This window comes from Massilia sp. AB1 (assembly GCF_018119385.1).
In the GTDB taxonomy this organism is placed as follows: domain Bacteria; phylum Pseudomonadota; class Gammaproteobacteria; order Burkholderiales; family Burkholderiaceae_D; genus Telluria.
The window spans coordinates 61186-73755 of sequence record NZ_JAGKSG010000005.1 but is presented as its reverse complement, the minus strand read 5'-3'; the positions used below and the strand labels follow the sequence as shown (position 1 = coordinate 73755).

Annotated in this window: 13 protein-coding genes; 5 read left to right on the top strand and 8 right to left on the bottom strand. The window is 65.4% G+C overall.

Features of this window, described 5'->3' with window-relative positions:
* Positions 1–74 precede the first annotated feature (74 nt).
* Complete coding sequence (locus J8847_RS04730) at positions 75–584, bottom strand: flavin reductase family protein (protein ID WP_211523529.1); 510 nt, start codon at positions 582–584, stop codon at positions 75–77.
* 205 nt (positions 585–789) lie between these two features.
* Between J8847_RS04730 and msrA the strand changes: the two genes are divergently transcribed.
* Positions 790–1332, top strand: a complete 543-nt coding sequence (gene msrA, locus J8847_RS04725) for a peptide-methionine (S)-S-oxide reductase MsrA (RefSeq protein WP_211523528.1) — start codon at positions 790–792, stop codon at positions 1330–1332.
* Between the two features lie 100 nt (positions 1333–1432).
* Here the strand turns inward: msrA and J8847_RS04720 are convergent, their stop codons facing one another.
* On the bottom strand, positions 1433–2644 hold the full coding sequence (locus J8847_RS04720; protein WP_211523527.1) for a cyclopropane-fatty-acyl-phospholipid synthase family protein: 1212 nt from the start codon (positions 2642–2644) through the stop codon (positions 1433–1435).
* 41 nt (positions 2645–2685) lie between these two features.
* Positions 2686–3879, bottom strand: coding sequence for a pyridoxamine 5'-phosphate oxidase (gene pdxH, locus J8847_RS04715; protein ID WP_211523526.1), 1194 nt, complete (start codon positions 3877–3879; stop codon positions 2686–2688).
* A gap of 89 nt (positions 3880–3968) precedes the next feature.
* Between pdxH and tcdA the strand changes: the two genes are divergently transcribed.
* Genes tcdA through cysK form a run of 3 tightly spaced genes read left to right on the top strand, consistent with a single transcriptional unit; the run spans position 3969 to position 6435 of the window.
* Positions 3969–4856: a tRNA cyclic N6-threonylcarbamoyladenosine(37) synthase TcdA gene (gene tcdA, locus J8847_RS04710; protein WP_211523525.1), complete on the top strand. Its 888-nt coding sequence runs from the start codon at positions 3969–3971 to the stop codon at positions 4854–4856.
* Between the two features lie 32 nt (positions 4857–4888).
* Complete coding sequence (locus tag J8847_RS04705; RefSeq protein ID WP_211523524.1) at positions 4889–5470, top strand: FKBP-type peptidyl-prolyl cis-trans isomerase; 582 nt, start codon at positions 4889–4891, stop codon at positions 5468–5470.
* A 32-nt stretch (positions 5471–5502) separates the two neighbouring features.
* Entirely contained in the window at positions 5503–6435 is a 933-nt protein-coding gene (gene cysK / locus J8847_RS04700; protein WP_211523523.1) for a cysteine synthase A, read from the top strand.
* A gap of 155 nt (positions 6436–6590) precedes the next feature.
* Here the strand turns inward: cysK and J8847_RS04695 are convergent, their stop codons facing one another.
* The gene (locus tag J8847_RS04695) at positions 6591–7571 is read right to left on the bottom strand and encodes a cation diffusion facilitator family transporter (protein ID WP_211523522.1); all 981 of its coding nucleotides are present in this window, start codon (positions 7569–7571) and stop codon (positions 6591–6593) included.
* Entirely contained in the window at positions 7568–7915 is a 348-nt protein-coding gene (locus J8847_RS04690) for a helix-turn-helix transcriptional regulator (RefSeq protein ID WP_211523521.1), read from the bottom strand. Before J8847_RS04690 ends, J8847_RS04695 begins: the two co-directional genes overlap by 4 nt.
* Positions 7916–8047: 132 nt before the next feature.
* On the opposite strand from J8847_RS04690, the gene senA reads away from it, so the two are divergent.
* The gene (gene senA, locus J8847_RS04685) at positions 8048–9220 is read left to right on the top strand and encodes a selenoneine synthase SenA (RefSeq protein ID WP_211523520.1); all 1173 of its coding nucleotides are present in this window, start codon (positions 8048–8050) and stop codon (positions 9218–9220) included.
* Here senA and J8847_RS04680 read toward each other — a convergent pair.
* The 3 genes from J8847_RS04680 to J8847_RS04670 form a co-directional block, all read right to left on the bottom strand.
* The gene (locus J8847_RS04680; protein ID WP_211523519.1) at positions 9217–9969 is read right to left on the bottom strand and encodes an SDR family NAD(P)-dependent oxidoreductase; all 753 of its coding nucleotides are present in this window, start codon (positions 9967–9969) and stop codon (positions 9217–9219) included. The two genes, senA and J8847_RS04680, sit on opposite strands and share 4 nt — an antisense overlap.
* 2 nt (positions 9970–9971) lie before the next feature.
* Complete coding sequence (locus tag J8847_RS04675) at positions 9972–11162, bottom strand: family 1 glycosylhydrolase (RefSeq protein ID WP_229512499.1); 1191 nt, start codon at positions 11160–11162, stop codon at positions 9972–9974.
* A gap of 104 nt (positions 11163–11266) precedes the next feature.
* On the bottom strand, positions 11267–12469 hold the full coding sequence (locus J8847_RS04670) for a family 1 glycosylhydrolase (RefSeq protein WP_211523517.1): 1203 nt from the start codon (positions 12467–12469) through the stop codon (positions 11267–11269).
* Positions 12470–12570: the final 101 nt, after the last annotated feature.

Below are 12570 nucleotides of genomic sequence, written 5' to 3'. Positions count from 1 at the left end.
GCGCGATCGCATCTTTTGAAAGTGCGACAGGATTTTTTAGATTTGTCCGACCGGCAACCCCGGCCGGGTAGGGCTCAGCGGTGCGGCGTGACGCCGAATTTGCCGCCGTGAAAGATTAGCGAAGGCTGGGGATGGACCTGGCATTCCTCGACCTCGCCCACGAAGATGACGTGGTCGCCTTCCGGATAGCGGCTGCGGTTGTGGCATTCGAACCAGGCCGACACACCCTTCAGGATAGGCTGGCCGGTGCGCGACAGCTCGTACTCGACGCCTTCGAAGGGATTGTCGCGGCGGCGCGAGAAACGCATCGCCAGCTCTTCCTGGCCGGCCGAGAGCACATTGATGACGTAGTGGGAATTGCCGCTGAAGATGGGCAGGCTGTTGGCGCCTGCGCCCAGGCTCCACAGGACGAGCGGCGGCTCCAGCGAGACCGAATTGAAGGAGCTGGCGGTCAGGCCACGGAAACTGCCGTCTTCCAGGCGCGTCGTGATGACGGTGACGCCGGTTGCGAATTGCGACAGTGCGTGACGAAAATGCGTCGAATCGAAGCCGCGCGCGGTGGCGCGGGGAGAGCGTGTGTTCATTGGAGCCTTGGATGTTGGCGCCATTATGCCATTGCCGGGGCATCTCTTGCCGCGCAAGCCCGTTTCGGGACAACAAAATGCCCCAAGCCATGGTTTTGGGTAAGGCCGGCAGTCCCCGCCTGTTGCGCGCGAGAGGCACTCTGCAGGGTCCGCGGCTTTGCGTTACATTAGGCGCTGTCGATAACGTCAAGCGCAAAGGTGAGCTATGAACGAGCAAACGGGAACCGAGGTCGCCATCCTGGGCGGCGGCTGCTTCTGGTGCCTGGAAGCGGTTTATCTCGAGGTGCGCGGCGTCACCCGCGTGGAATCGGGCTACATGGGCGGCCAGGTGCAAAATCCGACCTACGAGCAGGTGTGCACCGGCCAGACCGGCCATGCCGAAGTGGTGCGCCTGGAATTCGACCCGTCGGTGATTTCCTACCGTGACATCCTGGAAATCTTCTTCACGATCCACGATCCGACCACGCCGGACCGGCAGGGGAATGACGTCGGCACGCAGTACCGGTCGGCGATCTTCTTCACCTCGCCCGAGCAGGAGGCGACCGCGCGCCAGGTGATGGCCGAGATGGCCGCGGTGTGGGATGCGCCCATCGTGACCCAGATCGTGCCGCAGGAGACCTGGTACAAGGCCGAGGGGTACCACCAGAATTATTTTGCCCAGCATCCGCTGCAGGGGTATTGCGCGTTTGTGGTGGCGCCCAAGGTGCAGAAGTTTCGCAAGACGTTTGCGGAGCGGCTGAAGGCCTGAGCGCTAGCCGGTAACGACTCCCGGCCTTCGCCGGGACGACGTTGGTATGGGACGGCGGCTAAAATAGCGCTGCGGCTTCGGTGCTGCCCCCCGCGGAGTCCTACACGTACATATACCGCCGCGACCAGGGAATATCCCCCGGTTTCCCTCCCGCCTTCCCGCATACGATCTGGTAGAGACTGATGCGGTCGTGCGCGAAGGCGTAGGCGCAGCCGGCCAGGTAGACGTGCCAGATGCGGAAGCGCCTGGGATCTGTCAGCTTGCGGATCGCTTCCGCATTCCCTTCGAAGTTCTCGGTCCAGATGGCGCAGGTGCGCGCGTAGTGGCGGCGCAGGTTTTCCACGTCGCGCACTTCCAGTCCGCCTTCCTGCATGGCCCGGATCACCGTCGACAAATGAGCCAGCTCGCCGTGCGGGAACACGTATTCGTCGATGAACTGGCCGCCGCCATAGGGTGTGGCGCCATTGTCGACATTGGTGGTGGTGATGCCGTGGTTCATGATCACGCCCCCCGGCGCCAGCAGCCGGCACACGCGCGCAAAATATTCCGGCAGGTGCTGCACCCCCACGTGCTCGAACATGCCGACGCTGGTGATGCGGTCAAACGTGCCCTCGACGTCGCGGTAGTCCTGCAGCCGGATCTCGATGCGGTCCTGCAGGCCGGCCTGGCGGACACGCTCGCGCGCCAGCCGCGCCTGGTTCTCGGACAGGGTGATGCCCACGCAGCGCGCGCCGAACTGCCCGGCCGCGCGCAGCGCCAGCGCGCCCCAGCCGCAGCCGATGTCGAGCAGGGTCTGGCCCGGCTGCACGCCGAGCTTGCGCAGGATGTGGTCGACTTTCTTGGTCTGCGCCGTGGCCAGGTCCTCGTCGCCGTTTTCGAAATAGGCGCAGGAATACACCATGTTCGGGTCGAGCCAGGCGGCGTAGAACTCGTTGGAGACGTCGTAGTGGTAGCGGATCGCCTCGGCGTCCTTCTCGCGTGTGTGCTGGGAGCCGATCTTGAAGCCGCCCAGGCGGCTGCGCGGCTTGTCGGGCATGGCGCCGGAGGCGGCCAGGGCATTGCCGACGTCGATGATGTCGGCGGCCCGGCCCTTCACCTCGATCGCGCCTTCCACGTAGGCGCGTCCGAGCTTGTACAGGGAAGGGGAGGTGAGGTAGCGCAGCGCCGATTTGTCCGGCACGCGGATGGTGACGCGCGGGACTTCGGAGGACAGCTCGATGTGCTCGCCATTCCACAGTTCCACGCGCAGCGGAACGGAGAGCTTGTTGCGCAGGCCTGCGCTCCAGGCAGAAAGCTTGATCTGGTCGAACACGGTCACCTCCGAAGTGGCGGCCGGCCCCGACTGCTGCCGGCCTACGGTTGCAAACGCTGGCGCGTCCAGCTGCCGTCCGCCTGCCGCTCGTACACGATGCGGTCATGGAAGCGCGAGCGCCGGCCTTGCCAGAATTCGATGCGGTCGGGGATCAGCCGGAAACCGCCCCAGTTCGCGGGGCGTGGCGGATCCTCGCCTGCCTGCCGAGCCACCGTTTCGTAGTTCTCCTCGAGCGCGGCGCGGCTGGCGATCGGGGCGCTTTGGTGCGAAGCGATGGCCGACAGCCGGCTCTTGAGAGGACGGCTGCGGAAATACCGGTCGCTTTCTTCGTCCAAGGTGCGCTCCACTCGTCCTTCGATGCGCACCTGGCGTTCCAGTTCACTCCAAAAGAATAACAATGCTGCAAATTTATTATCGCGCAAATCCTGGGCTTTTTTGCTGTCGTAATTGGTGTACCAGGTGAACCCGCGCTCGTCGAACTGCTTCACCAGCACGATACGCGAACTCGGGCGGCCTTCGCTTGATACGGTCGCCACCGACATCGCGTTCGGCTCGTTGACTTCGGCCTTGAGCGCCTGCTCGAACCACTGGGTGAATTGCAGCATCGGGTCGTCCAGCACGTCCTCTTCCGTAAGGCTTGCCTGGCCGTAATCCTTGCGCAGGTCGGCCACCGACTGGCCGACCGAAGGCTTGTCCGTTTCTCCGCCCAGGCCGCGGCGGCGCTGCATGGCGGCGCCCAGGCGCGCCATCTGCTCGGACGAGAACAGGCGCATGGCCATCGGCGCGATCACGCTTTCCTCGCGTTCCATGTGCGCGGTGTAGCGCTGCACGAAGCGCTGCACGGCGCTGGCCGACAGGGCGGCGGCGCCGCCTTCGGCGACCAGGTTGAGCTGCTCGTGCAGGTCCTGCCACAGCGCGTCCATGTCCTTGTGGTCCTGCAGAATCACCGGCGCCAGCGCCTGCAGGGTGGCGGCGTCTTCGCCCTGGGCCACGGCGCGCAGCATCGGGATCAGGTCCTGCTCCTCGTCCTCGTGGTGCAGGTGGGCGGCCTTGTCGAAATACTTCAGCACCGCGCTCGCGGCCTGGCGCGCCTGCTCGTCGGCGCCGTGTTCCGGCAGGTGGGCCAGCAGCTTGTCCAGGGTCGCCAGCTGCTTGCGGATGCGGCCATGGCAATGCTTGAGCACGGCGATCGGCTGGTCGAAATCGGGAGCGGTGTCGTGCAGGAGGGTGGTCATATGGCTTTTTGTTGACACGCGAAAAGAATTTAATTGACTGAGAGTTATTTTAGTGCAGTTGTGAAAGTTCCGTCCGTTAAAATGGGAGGATGAACACGATCAAACCCCATGAGTTCGCGGCAGCACTGGAAGAAGAAGTCGACTTTGCGCGCCGCTTCGGAGGCATAGCTCGCCTGTACGGCGAGCGTGCACTGGAACGTTTCCGCGCGGCGCACGTTTGCGTGATCGGCGTGGGCGGCGTCGGCTCCTGGATCGTCGAGGCGCTGGCGCGCAGCGCGATCGGCCACCTGACCCTGATCGACCTCGACAACGTCGCCGAGTCGAACATCAACCGCCAGATCCAGGCGCTGTCCTCGACCGTGGGCCTGCCCAAGATCGAGGCCCTGCAGCGCCGCATCGCCGAGATCAATCCGTTCTGCAAGGTGACCCTGGTCGAGGATTTCATCGATCCGGAGAATATCGAGAGCATGGTCGCCGGCAAGGGTTTTGATTACGTGGTCGACGCCATCGACAGCGTCAAGCCGAAGGCGGCCCTGATCGCCTGGTGCAGCGCCAACAAGATGCCGCTGGTGGTCATCGGCGGCGCCGGCGGCCAGCTCGATCCGACCAAGGTCGAGATCCGCGACCTGGCGCGCACCGAGCAGGAACCGCTGCTCAAGAAAGTGCGCAAGATCCTGCGCGCGCAATACGGCTTCGCGCGTGGCGAGAAGAACAAGTACCACATCGACGCGGTGTTCTCGATGGAGCCGCTGCGCTACCCGGAAGCGGGCGACGCCTGCGCCATCGATCCCAACAGCGTCACCGGGCTGAACTGCGCGGGCTTCGGCTCCAGCATGGTGGTCACGGCCACCTTCGGCATGGTGGCCGCCGGCCACCTGCTGCGCAAGCTGGCCGACGCCGCCAATGCGCGGCCGCAAACGGAGGCGGAAGCTGTTGTAGTGCAAACTGTGCAACCCGAGGAGGCCTTGCTATCATAGGATCAGTTTGAATCCTTTTGATGGAAGAGCCCATGATTCGTCGATCCGCCTTCATCGCGCTGCTGCTCGCCGCCGCCAGCGTCCACGCTCAGCAGAGCGCTCAGCAGCAGCAGGAGGCCGGCAAGCCGGCCACCCAGCCGCCGCCGGAGCAGCAGCAGCCGGCATCCCCGCCGGCAACGCCGGCCACGCCAGCCACCACGGCAACCGAGGCGCAGCCGGCCCAGCCGGTCCAGCCGACCGAGCCCGTCGTCCCTGCAACCCCCGCACCCCAGGTCGAGATCGTCGACCGCGTGGTCGGCAAGGGCAAGGAAGCCACGCTCGGCAGCAACGTCGCCGTCAACTACACCGGCTGGCTGCACAAGCCGCTGGCGCCCAAGCAGCGCGGCCGCAAGTTCGATTCCTCGCTCGACGCCGGCCGTACGCCGATCGAATTCCAGCTGGGCGCGGGCCGCGTCATCAAGGGCTGGGAGCAGGGCGTGGCCGGCATGAAGGTGGGCGGCAAGCGCACCCTGATCATCCCGAGCGCCCTGGCCTACGGCAAGCGCGGCGCGGGCGGCGTGATCCCGCCGGATGCGGACCTGATCTTCGACGTGGAACTGATGGATGTGAAGTAACTCATATGTGACTCGACAACCGGAGGCCGTGCATGAGAATTGCAAACGACGTGACTGAGCTGATTGGCAACACCCCGTTGGTACGTATTCGCAAGCTGGCCGCCGGCAGCGGCGCCGAGATCCTCGGCAAGCTCGAGTTCCATAATCCCGCGCACAGCGTCAAGGACCGCATCGGCCTGGCCATGATCGAGGCGGCCGAGGCGGCGGGGCTGATCGGCCCCGACACCACCATCGTCGAACCCACCAGCGGCAACACCGGCATCGCGCTCGCGATGGTGTGCGCCGCGCGCGGCTACCGCTGCAAGCTGGTGATGCCCGAGACCATGAGCAACGAGCGCCGCATGCTGCTGCGCGCCTACGGGGCCGAGCTGGTGCTCACTCCCGGCAGCGAAGGCATGCTGGGCGCGATCCGGCGCGCCGAGGAACTCGTGGCGGCCGATCCGCGCAACTTCATGCCCCAGCAGTTCAACAATCCCGCCAACCCCGAGGTGCACCGCCGCACCACCGCCGAGGAGATCTGGCGCGATACCGACGGCAAGGTCGACATCTTGGTCGCGGGCGTGGGCACGGGCGGGACGATCACCGGCGTGAGCGAGGTGATCAAGGGGCGCAAGCCGGGCTTCCAGGCGATCGCGGTGGAGCCGGAGGCTTCGCCCATGCTGTCCAAGGGAACCAAGGGGCCGCACCCGATCCAGGGCATCGGCGCGGGTTTCGTACCGCAGGTGCTGAATACCCATGCCTATGACGAAGTCATCACGGTGAAGAACGACGACGCCTTCGAGACGGCGCGCGCGGCGGCCAGGGAAGAGGGGCTGCTGGTGGGGATTTCGTCGGGGGCGGCGCTGTGGGTGGCCATCCAGGTGGCGCGCAGGCCGGAGAATGCGGGGAAGATGATCGTGACGATCATTCCTTCGTTTGGGGAGAGGTATTTGAGTACGGCTTTGTATGCGAATCTGGCGGGTTGAGGGCCGAAGGTCTGTTGGCAAACTTGGGTCCCCGCCTTCGCGGGGATGACGTTTTAACGTACGAGTCCGAAGCCGTTATATCGACTCTCACGCACCTTCCACCAACGTCATCCCCGCGAAGGCGGGGATCCAAGTCCGTAGCGTCCCGCTAGCGCTCAATGCGCATGCACCCTCAACGCACAATGATGGTGGGTAGTCCCTTCCTCCACCTGCAGCGTGCAGTGGTGAATCCCGAAATCTTCCCGTAAATGCTCGACGATATCGTCGAGCACCGCATCCCCCGGATACCCCCCAGGCATCACCACGTGCGCCGTGAGCGCCGTCTCGGTGGTGCTCATCGCCCAGATGTGCAGGTCGTGCACCTCGCTCACCCCCGGCCACTTGGCCAGGAAGCCCTTCACCTTGACCGCGTCCACCGAGGGCGGCACCGCCGCCATCGACAGCTGCACCGACTCGCGCAGCAGCGACCAGGTGCCGGCCACGATCACGACCACGATCACCAGGCTCACCGCCGGGTCGATCCAGGTCCAGCCGGTCGACATGATCACCAGCCCCGACACCACCACGCCCAGCGAGAGCGCGGCATCGGCCGCCATGTGCAGGTAGGCGCCGCGCACATTGAGGTCGTCCTTGGCGCCCTTCATGAACAGCCAGGCCGAGAAGCCGTTGATCGCCACGCCGATGGCCGCGATGATCGACACCGTCGAACCGGCCACCGGCGCCGGTTCGGCGAAGCGCTGCACCGCTTCCCAGGCGATGGCGCCGCAAGCTACCAGCAGCAGCACCGCATTGGCCAGCGCCGCCAGGATGGTCGAGCCGCGCAGGCCGTAGGTGTAGCGGCCGTGCGGCTTGCTCCTGGTGAGCACCGCCGCGCCCCAGGCCAGCAGCAGGCCCAGCACGTCGGACAGGTTGTGGCCAGCGTCGGCCATCAGCGCCGTCGAGTGCGCGATGAAGCCGTAGATGAATTCGATCGCCACGAACAGCGTGTTGACGCCGATCGCCAGCGCGAAGGCGCGGCCATTGCTGTTGGGATCGGGCATGTGGTGATGATGGTGGCCGAGGCCGTGATGGTGGCCGTGGTGCTCATGACCGTGATCGTGGTCGTGGTCATGGTCGTGGCTATGCTGGTGCTTCATGGATCGATTCCGTTTGCGGGTTCGGCGATGTGCTCGAACATGTTGGTGAGCAGGCCGCTGATGTGAGCGTCGGCGGCGGAGTAAAACACCTGCTTGCCCTGGCGCTCGGCCTTGACGATGCGGGCGGCGCGCAGCAGGCGCAGGTGGTGGCTGACCAGGGAGCTGGACAAGGCGAGCAGGCCGGCGATGTCGCCCACCGCGGTCGGCTGGGCCAGGCAGGCCAGCACGATGCGCAGGCGGGTGGGGTCGCCCAGCAGGTGGAACAGGTCCGCCAGCTGGTCGACGGCTTCCGGCGACGGCGCTTCCGCCAGGCCCGGATGGCCGGGTTCGAGGAGTGAGTTCATATTCAACATGTGAAGAATTGTTCACATGTTAGATCAAGCCGTGAGAAGCGGCAAGGGCGTGCTTGGAATTTGCCGGACCCCGGCCGATAATGGGAGTCCCTGGGGCGCCACGACCCCGCCTGAAAGCCTGCCATGAACGCCTCGTTTCGAACCGCCGCACCGGATGCGCTGGCCCTGGCGCTGCAAGACGCCCGCGTGCGCAGCCTGGCCTTCTTCGAGCAATTTGCCGGGGCCGGCATGGACGACCCTTTCAATGTGCCCTTGCTGCCCATCGTGAACCCGCCTTTGTGGGAACTCGGGCACATCGCCTGGTTCGCCGAGTGGTACCTCTTGCGCGGCGCAAGCTCGAGCGCGCCTGAAGCGGCCTTGCGGCCCTCGCTGCTGGCCGGGAGCGACGCCTGGTTCGATTCCAACACTGTCGCGCACGACACCCGCTGGTCGCTGGACCTGCCGCCGGCCAGCGAGATCAAGGCGTATTGCCGCGCCGTGCTCGACGGTGTGCTGGCAAGATTGGACAGCGAAGCGCACAGCGACGACGCCCTCTATTTTTACCGCCTGGTCCTGGCGCACGAAGACATGCATGGCGAAGCCTTCGCCTACACCTTGCAGACCCTGGGCCTGCCCTGGCCGGGCAGCGAGCCTGCCGTGCCGTCCGCCGCGGCGGCCGAGCTGCGCCTCGACGGAGGCATGGTCGAACTGGGCAGCCGGCCCGGCAGCGGCTTCGTCTTCGACAATGAAAAGTGGGCGCAGCCTTGCGAGCTGGCGCCCTTCCGCATCGATGCCACGCTGGTGAGCAATGCCGACTACAGCCGCTTCATTGCCGCCGGCGGCTATCGCGAGCCGCGCTTCTGGAGCGAAGCGGGCCGGACCTGGCTGGCGCAGCAGCAAGCGGACGCGCCGCGCGGCTGGCGGCGCGAGGGCGACGCCTGGTATGCCTTGCGCTTCGGCCGGCCTTGTCCGCTCCTGGAGTCCGAGCCGGTGCGCCATGTCAGCCTGTACGAGGCGCAAGCGTATTGCGCCTGGGCCGGACGTCGCCTGCCCAGCGAGGCCGAATGGGTGCGCGCGGCGGCCCATCCGGGCATGCGCTGGGGCGATCTGTGGGAGTGGACGGCATCGCCCTTCACCGCCTTCCCGGGATTCGCGCCGGATGCCTACCGCGAGTATTCGGCGCCTTACTTCGGCACCCACCAGGTGCTGCGCGGCGCCTCCTTCGCGACGCCGGAACGCCTGCGTTCGACCGCCTTCCGCAATTTCTACTCGCCGCAGCGCAGCGACATGTTCGTGGGTTTCCGCACCTGCGCCTAGTGCGCGTGGCTGCCGAGGATAGGCAGGCGCCCGCCGTCGGCAGTGAGCACTGCGCCGGTCACCGGCTGCGAACGCGCACTCGCCAGGAACAGCACCAGTTCCGCCACCTCGCCGGATGACGCCACCTCGCTCGGGTCGAGCTTCTCCTCGCCCGAGCGCACATCCGGGTTATTCCACAGCATGGGCGTATCGACCGCGCCCAGACGCAGCGCATTCACCCGTATCTTGCGCGCATGGCATTCGAGCGCGAACGCACGCGTGAAGGCTTCGAGCCCACCCTTGCTGGCCGAGTAGGCGGTGCTGTGCGCATCGGTGGCGATCGCATGCACCGAGGAGATGTTGACGATGCTGGAGCCCGGCGGCATGGCCGGCAGCGCGTGCTTCGCCAGCAGGAAGGGCCCCTTCAGGTTGACCGCCATCGTCTTGTCCCAGTCGGCCTCGCTCATGTCGGCCAGGGCGCCGGTATACATGATCGCGGCGTTGTTGACCAGCACATCCACCCGGCCCCAGCGCGCGGCCGCTTCGGCCACGGCGGCCTGGACCGCACCGCCGTCGCTCACGTCGGTGCGCCGGTAGAAGCAGTCCGCCGCGCCCTGCAGCTGCAGGGCGGTCTGCACCTCCTGGCCGCGGGTGTCGTCCAGCCCGAGGATCACGACGCGCGCGCCTTCGCGGGCGAAGCGCAAGGCCACCTCGCGGCCGATGCCAGAGGTGGCGCCGCTGACGATGACGACCTTGCCCGGCATCTCCATGGCTAGCGCAGGCAGATGAAATCGTTGCTGATCCGGTGCTTCCAGGTGTGGATCAGGTCGCGGTAGGCCTCGCCCACCGGTCGCACGCGGCGTTCCAGGTCGCACAGGCCGTAGCGGTTGACGTTGCCGGCATCGACAGCGAGCGAGCTGTCCCAGTCGACCTGGTCGACCAGGCTGTACCAGGTGAAGCCGAGGATGGGCACGCCGTCGGACTTCAGGCGCAGCAGGTTCGACCACTGCTTTTCGAGCCAGGAGCGGGCGTCCTTCTCGCCGTTGCCCGCGTCGCGGTTGTTGGTCTCGGTGTGCATCACGGGGATGCGGTAGCGGTCGTAGTACTGCTGGGTGATGACGTAATAGCCGAACATCTCGCACACGAAGGTGCTGCCGTCCGGGTAGACGATGTGCTCGTTGGTGGCGTAGTAGTCGTTGCCCATGATGCAGACCGGCTTGACGCTGCGGTCGAGGAAGAAATGGTATTCGTCGCGGGTCATGCCATTGTCGAGCAGGAACTCGTACATCCTGGCGTAGACATCGTGGCCGTAGGTCAGGTCCAGGGCCAGGAAGCGCATGTCGTTCATGTGCCGCGCCACGTTTACGGCATCCGGCCCGCAGGGGTGGAAGTATTCCGAGGATTCGCTCTGGATGAACCTCGCCGTGGGCTGGACCTTCAGGATCGCTTCGGTCGCCAGGATATTGGCCTTGGCCAGGTGTTTGATGGCGGTGACGAAGGCGCGGTCGGAACGCAGGCGCTCGTTCCACAGGCCTTCGTGGGCCGAGAACTTGGCGGTGACGTAGATCTCGTTGATCGGCGTGTACAGCTCGACCCAGGGAAAACGCTGGGCGAAGGCGCCCGCGTATTCGGCGAAGAAGTGCGCGAACTCGGGATTCTGGAAATTGCCGAGCCAGTCGGGCAGGCCGAAATGGCAGAGGTCGACGATGGGCTTGATGCGCAGGCGCTGGACTTCGGCGAAGAAGGCGTCCGGGAATTCCCAGTCGTAGCGGCCCGGACCCAGGTGCACCTTGTAGTAGGGCGGGCCGCAGCGCAGCGCGTCGATCCCGAGCGCGCGCACCAGGCACAGGTCGTCCTTCCAGCGCAGGTAGTGGCCGGTCTTTTCCATCTCGTCGATGCGCTGGTCGGCGCCGTCGCGCCCCGCGATGACCGGATAGCTGCCTTCGATTCCCGTCGCAAACAAGAACCTCTGCATCGTCCGCCTCCTTCCGATGCCGATCCTGCCGGCAGGCGTTCATCATCCCGCCAAACAGGCCTCCTTGCAAGCGCCGCCTGAGCTCAGCAAATTTAATGCAGGCAGATGAAATCGTTGCGCACCCGGTGCCGCCAGGTATGGATCAGGTCGCGGTAGGCCTCGCCGATCGGGCGCACACGCCGCTCCAGGTCGCACAGGCCGTACTGGTTGACGGTCCCTGCGTCGATGGTGAGGGCGCTGTCCCAGTCCACCTGGTCGACCAGGCTGTACCAGGTGAATCCGAGGATGGGCACGCCGTCTGTCTTGAGCCGCACCAGGTTCGACCACTGCTTCTCGAGCCAGGCGCAGGCATCCTTCTCGCCCGTGCCCGCGTCGCGGTTGTTGGTCTCGGTGTGCATCACGGGGATGCGGTAGCGGTGGTAATACTGCTGGGTGATCACGTAGTAGCCGAACAGTTCGCAGGAACCGGTGCTGCCGTCCGGGTGGATCACGTGTTCATTGGTGGCGTAGTAGTCGTTGCCCATGATGCAGACGGGCTTGACGTTGCGGTTGAGGAAGAAGTGATAGTCCTCGCGCTTCATGCCGTTGTCGAACAGGTATTCGTACATCCGTCCGGAGACGTCGTGGCCGTAGGTGAGGTCCAGGGCCAGGAAGCGCAGTTCGTTCATGTGGCGCGCCATTTCCATGGCTTCGGGGCCGCTGGGGTGGAAGTACTCCGACGATTCGCTCTGGATGAACTTGGCGTTGGGCTGGACGTGCATGATCGCCTCGGTGGCCAGGATGTTCGCCCTGGCCAGGTTGCGGATCGCGTTCACGAAAGCGCGGTCGGTCTTCATGCGCTCGTTCCACAGGCCTTCGTGGGCCGAGAACTTGGCGGTGATGTAGATCTCGTTGATCGGCGTGTACAGCTCCACCCAGGGATAGCGTCTGGCGAAGGCCTCGGCGTACTCCGTGAAGAACTGGGGGAACTCGGGATTCTGGAAGTTGCCCAGCCAGTCGGGCAAGCCGAAATGGCAGAGGTCGACGATGGGCTTGATGCCGCGCTGGCGGATTTCGGCGAAGACCTCGTCGGTGAAATCCCAGTCGTAGCTCCCGGGGCCCTGGTGCACCTTGTAGTAGGGAGGTCCGTAGCGCAGGGCGTCGATGCCCAGGGTGCTGACCAGGGTAAGGTCTTCCTTCCAGTGCCGGTAATGCCCGGTCTTTTCCATTTCGTCGATGCGCAAGGAGCCGCCGTTGCGCCCGGTGACGACCGGGTAGCTGCCTTCGATCCCGGTCGCGAACAAGAAGCTTTGCATGAGGTGCCCCCTGACACCGGCGGCGTCAATGCGCGCCGGTGAATTCATCATCCTGCCAAAGACGCGGCCTTGCAAGCAGAAAGCGAGGGCATTTGTAATCC

Bases quoted from the DNA above. Each gene is read 5' to 3' on its own strand.
- J8847_RS04730 (WP_211523529.1), bottom strand. From the start codon at position 584: ATGAACACACGCTCTCCCCGCGCCACCGCGCGCGGCTTCGATTCGACG.
- msrA (WP_211523528.1), top strand. From the start codon at position 790: ATGAACGAGCAAACGGGAACCGAGGTCGCCATCCTGGGCGGCGGCTGC.
- pdxH (WP_211523526.1), bottom strand. From the start codon at position 3,879: ATGACCACCCTCCTGCACGACACCGCTCCCGATTTCGACCAGCCGATC.
- tcdA (WP_211523525.1), top strand. From the start codon at position 3,969: ATGAACACGATCAAACCCCATGAGTTCGCGGCAGCACTGGAAGAAGAA.
- J8847_RS04705 (WP_211523524.1), top strand. From the start codon at position 4,889: ATGATTCGTCGATCCGCCTTCATCGCGCTGCTGCTCGCCGCCGCCAGC.
- cysK (WP_211523523.1), top strand. From the start codon at position 5,503: ATGAGAATTGCAAACGACGTGACTGAGCTGATTGGCAACACCCCGTTG.
- J8847_RS04695 (WP_211523522.1), bottom strand. From the start codon at position 7,571: ATGAAGCACCAGCATAGCCACGACCATGACCACGACCACGATCACGGT.
- J8847_RS04690 (WP_211523521.1), bottom strand. From the start codon at position 7,915: ATGAACTCACTCCTCGAACCCGGCCATCCGGGCCTGGCGGAAGCGCCG.
- senA (WP_211523520.1), top strand. From the start codon at position 8,048: ATGAACGCCTCGTTTCGAACCGCCGCACCGGATGCGCTGGCCCTGGCG.
- J8847_RS04680 (WP_211523519.1), bottom strand. From the start codon at position 9,969: ATGGAGATGCCGGGCAAGGTCGTCATCGTCAGCGGCGCCACCTCTGGC.
- J8847_RS04670 (WP_211523517.1), bottom strand. From the start codon at position 12,469: ATGCAAAGCTTCTTGTTCGCGACCGGGATCGAAGGCAGCTACCCGGTC.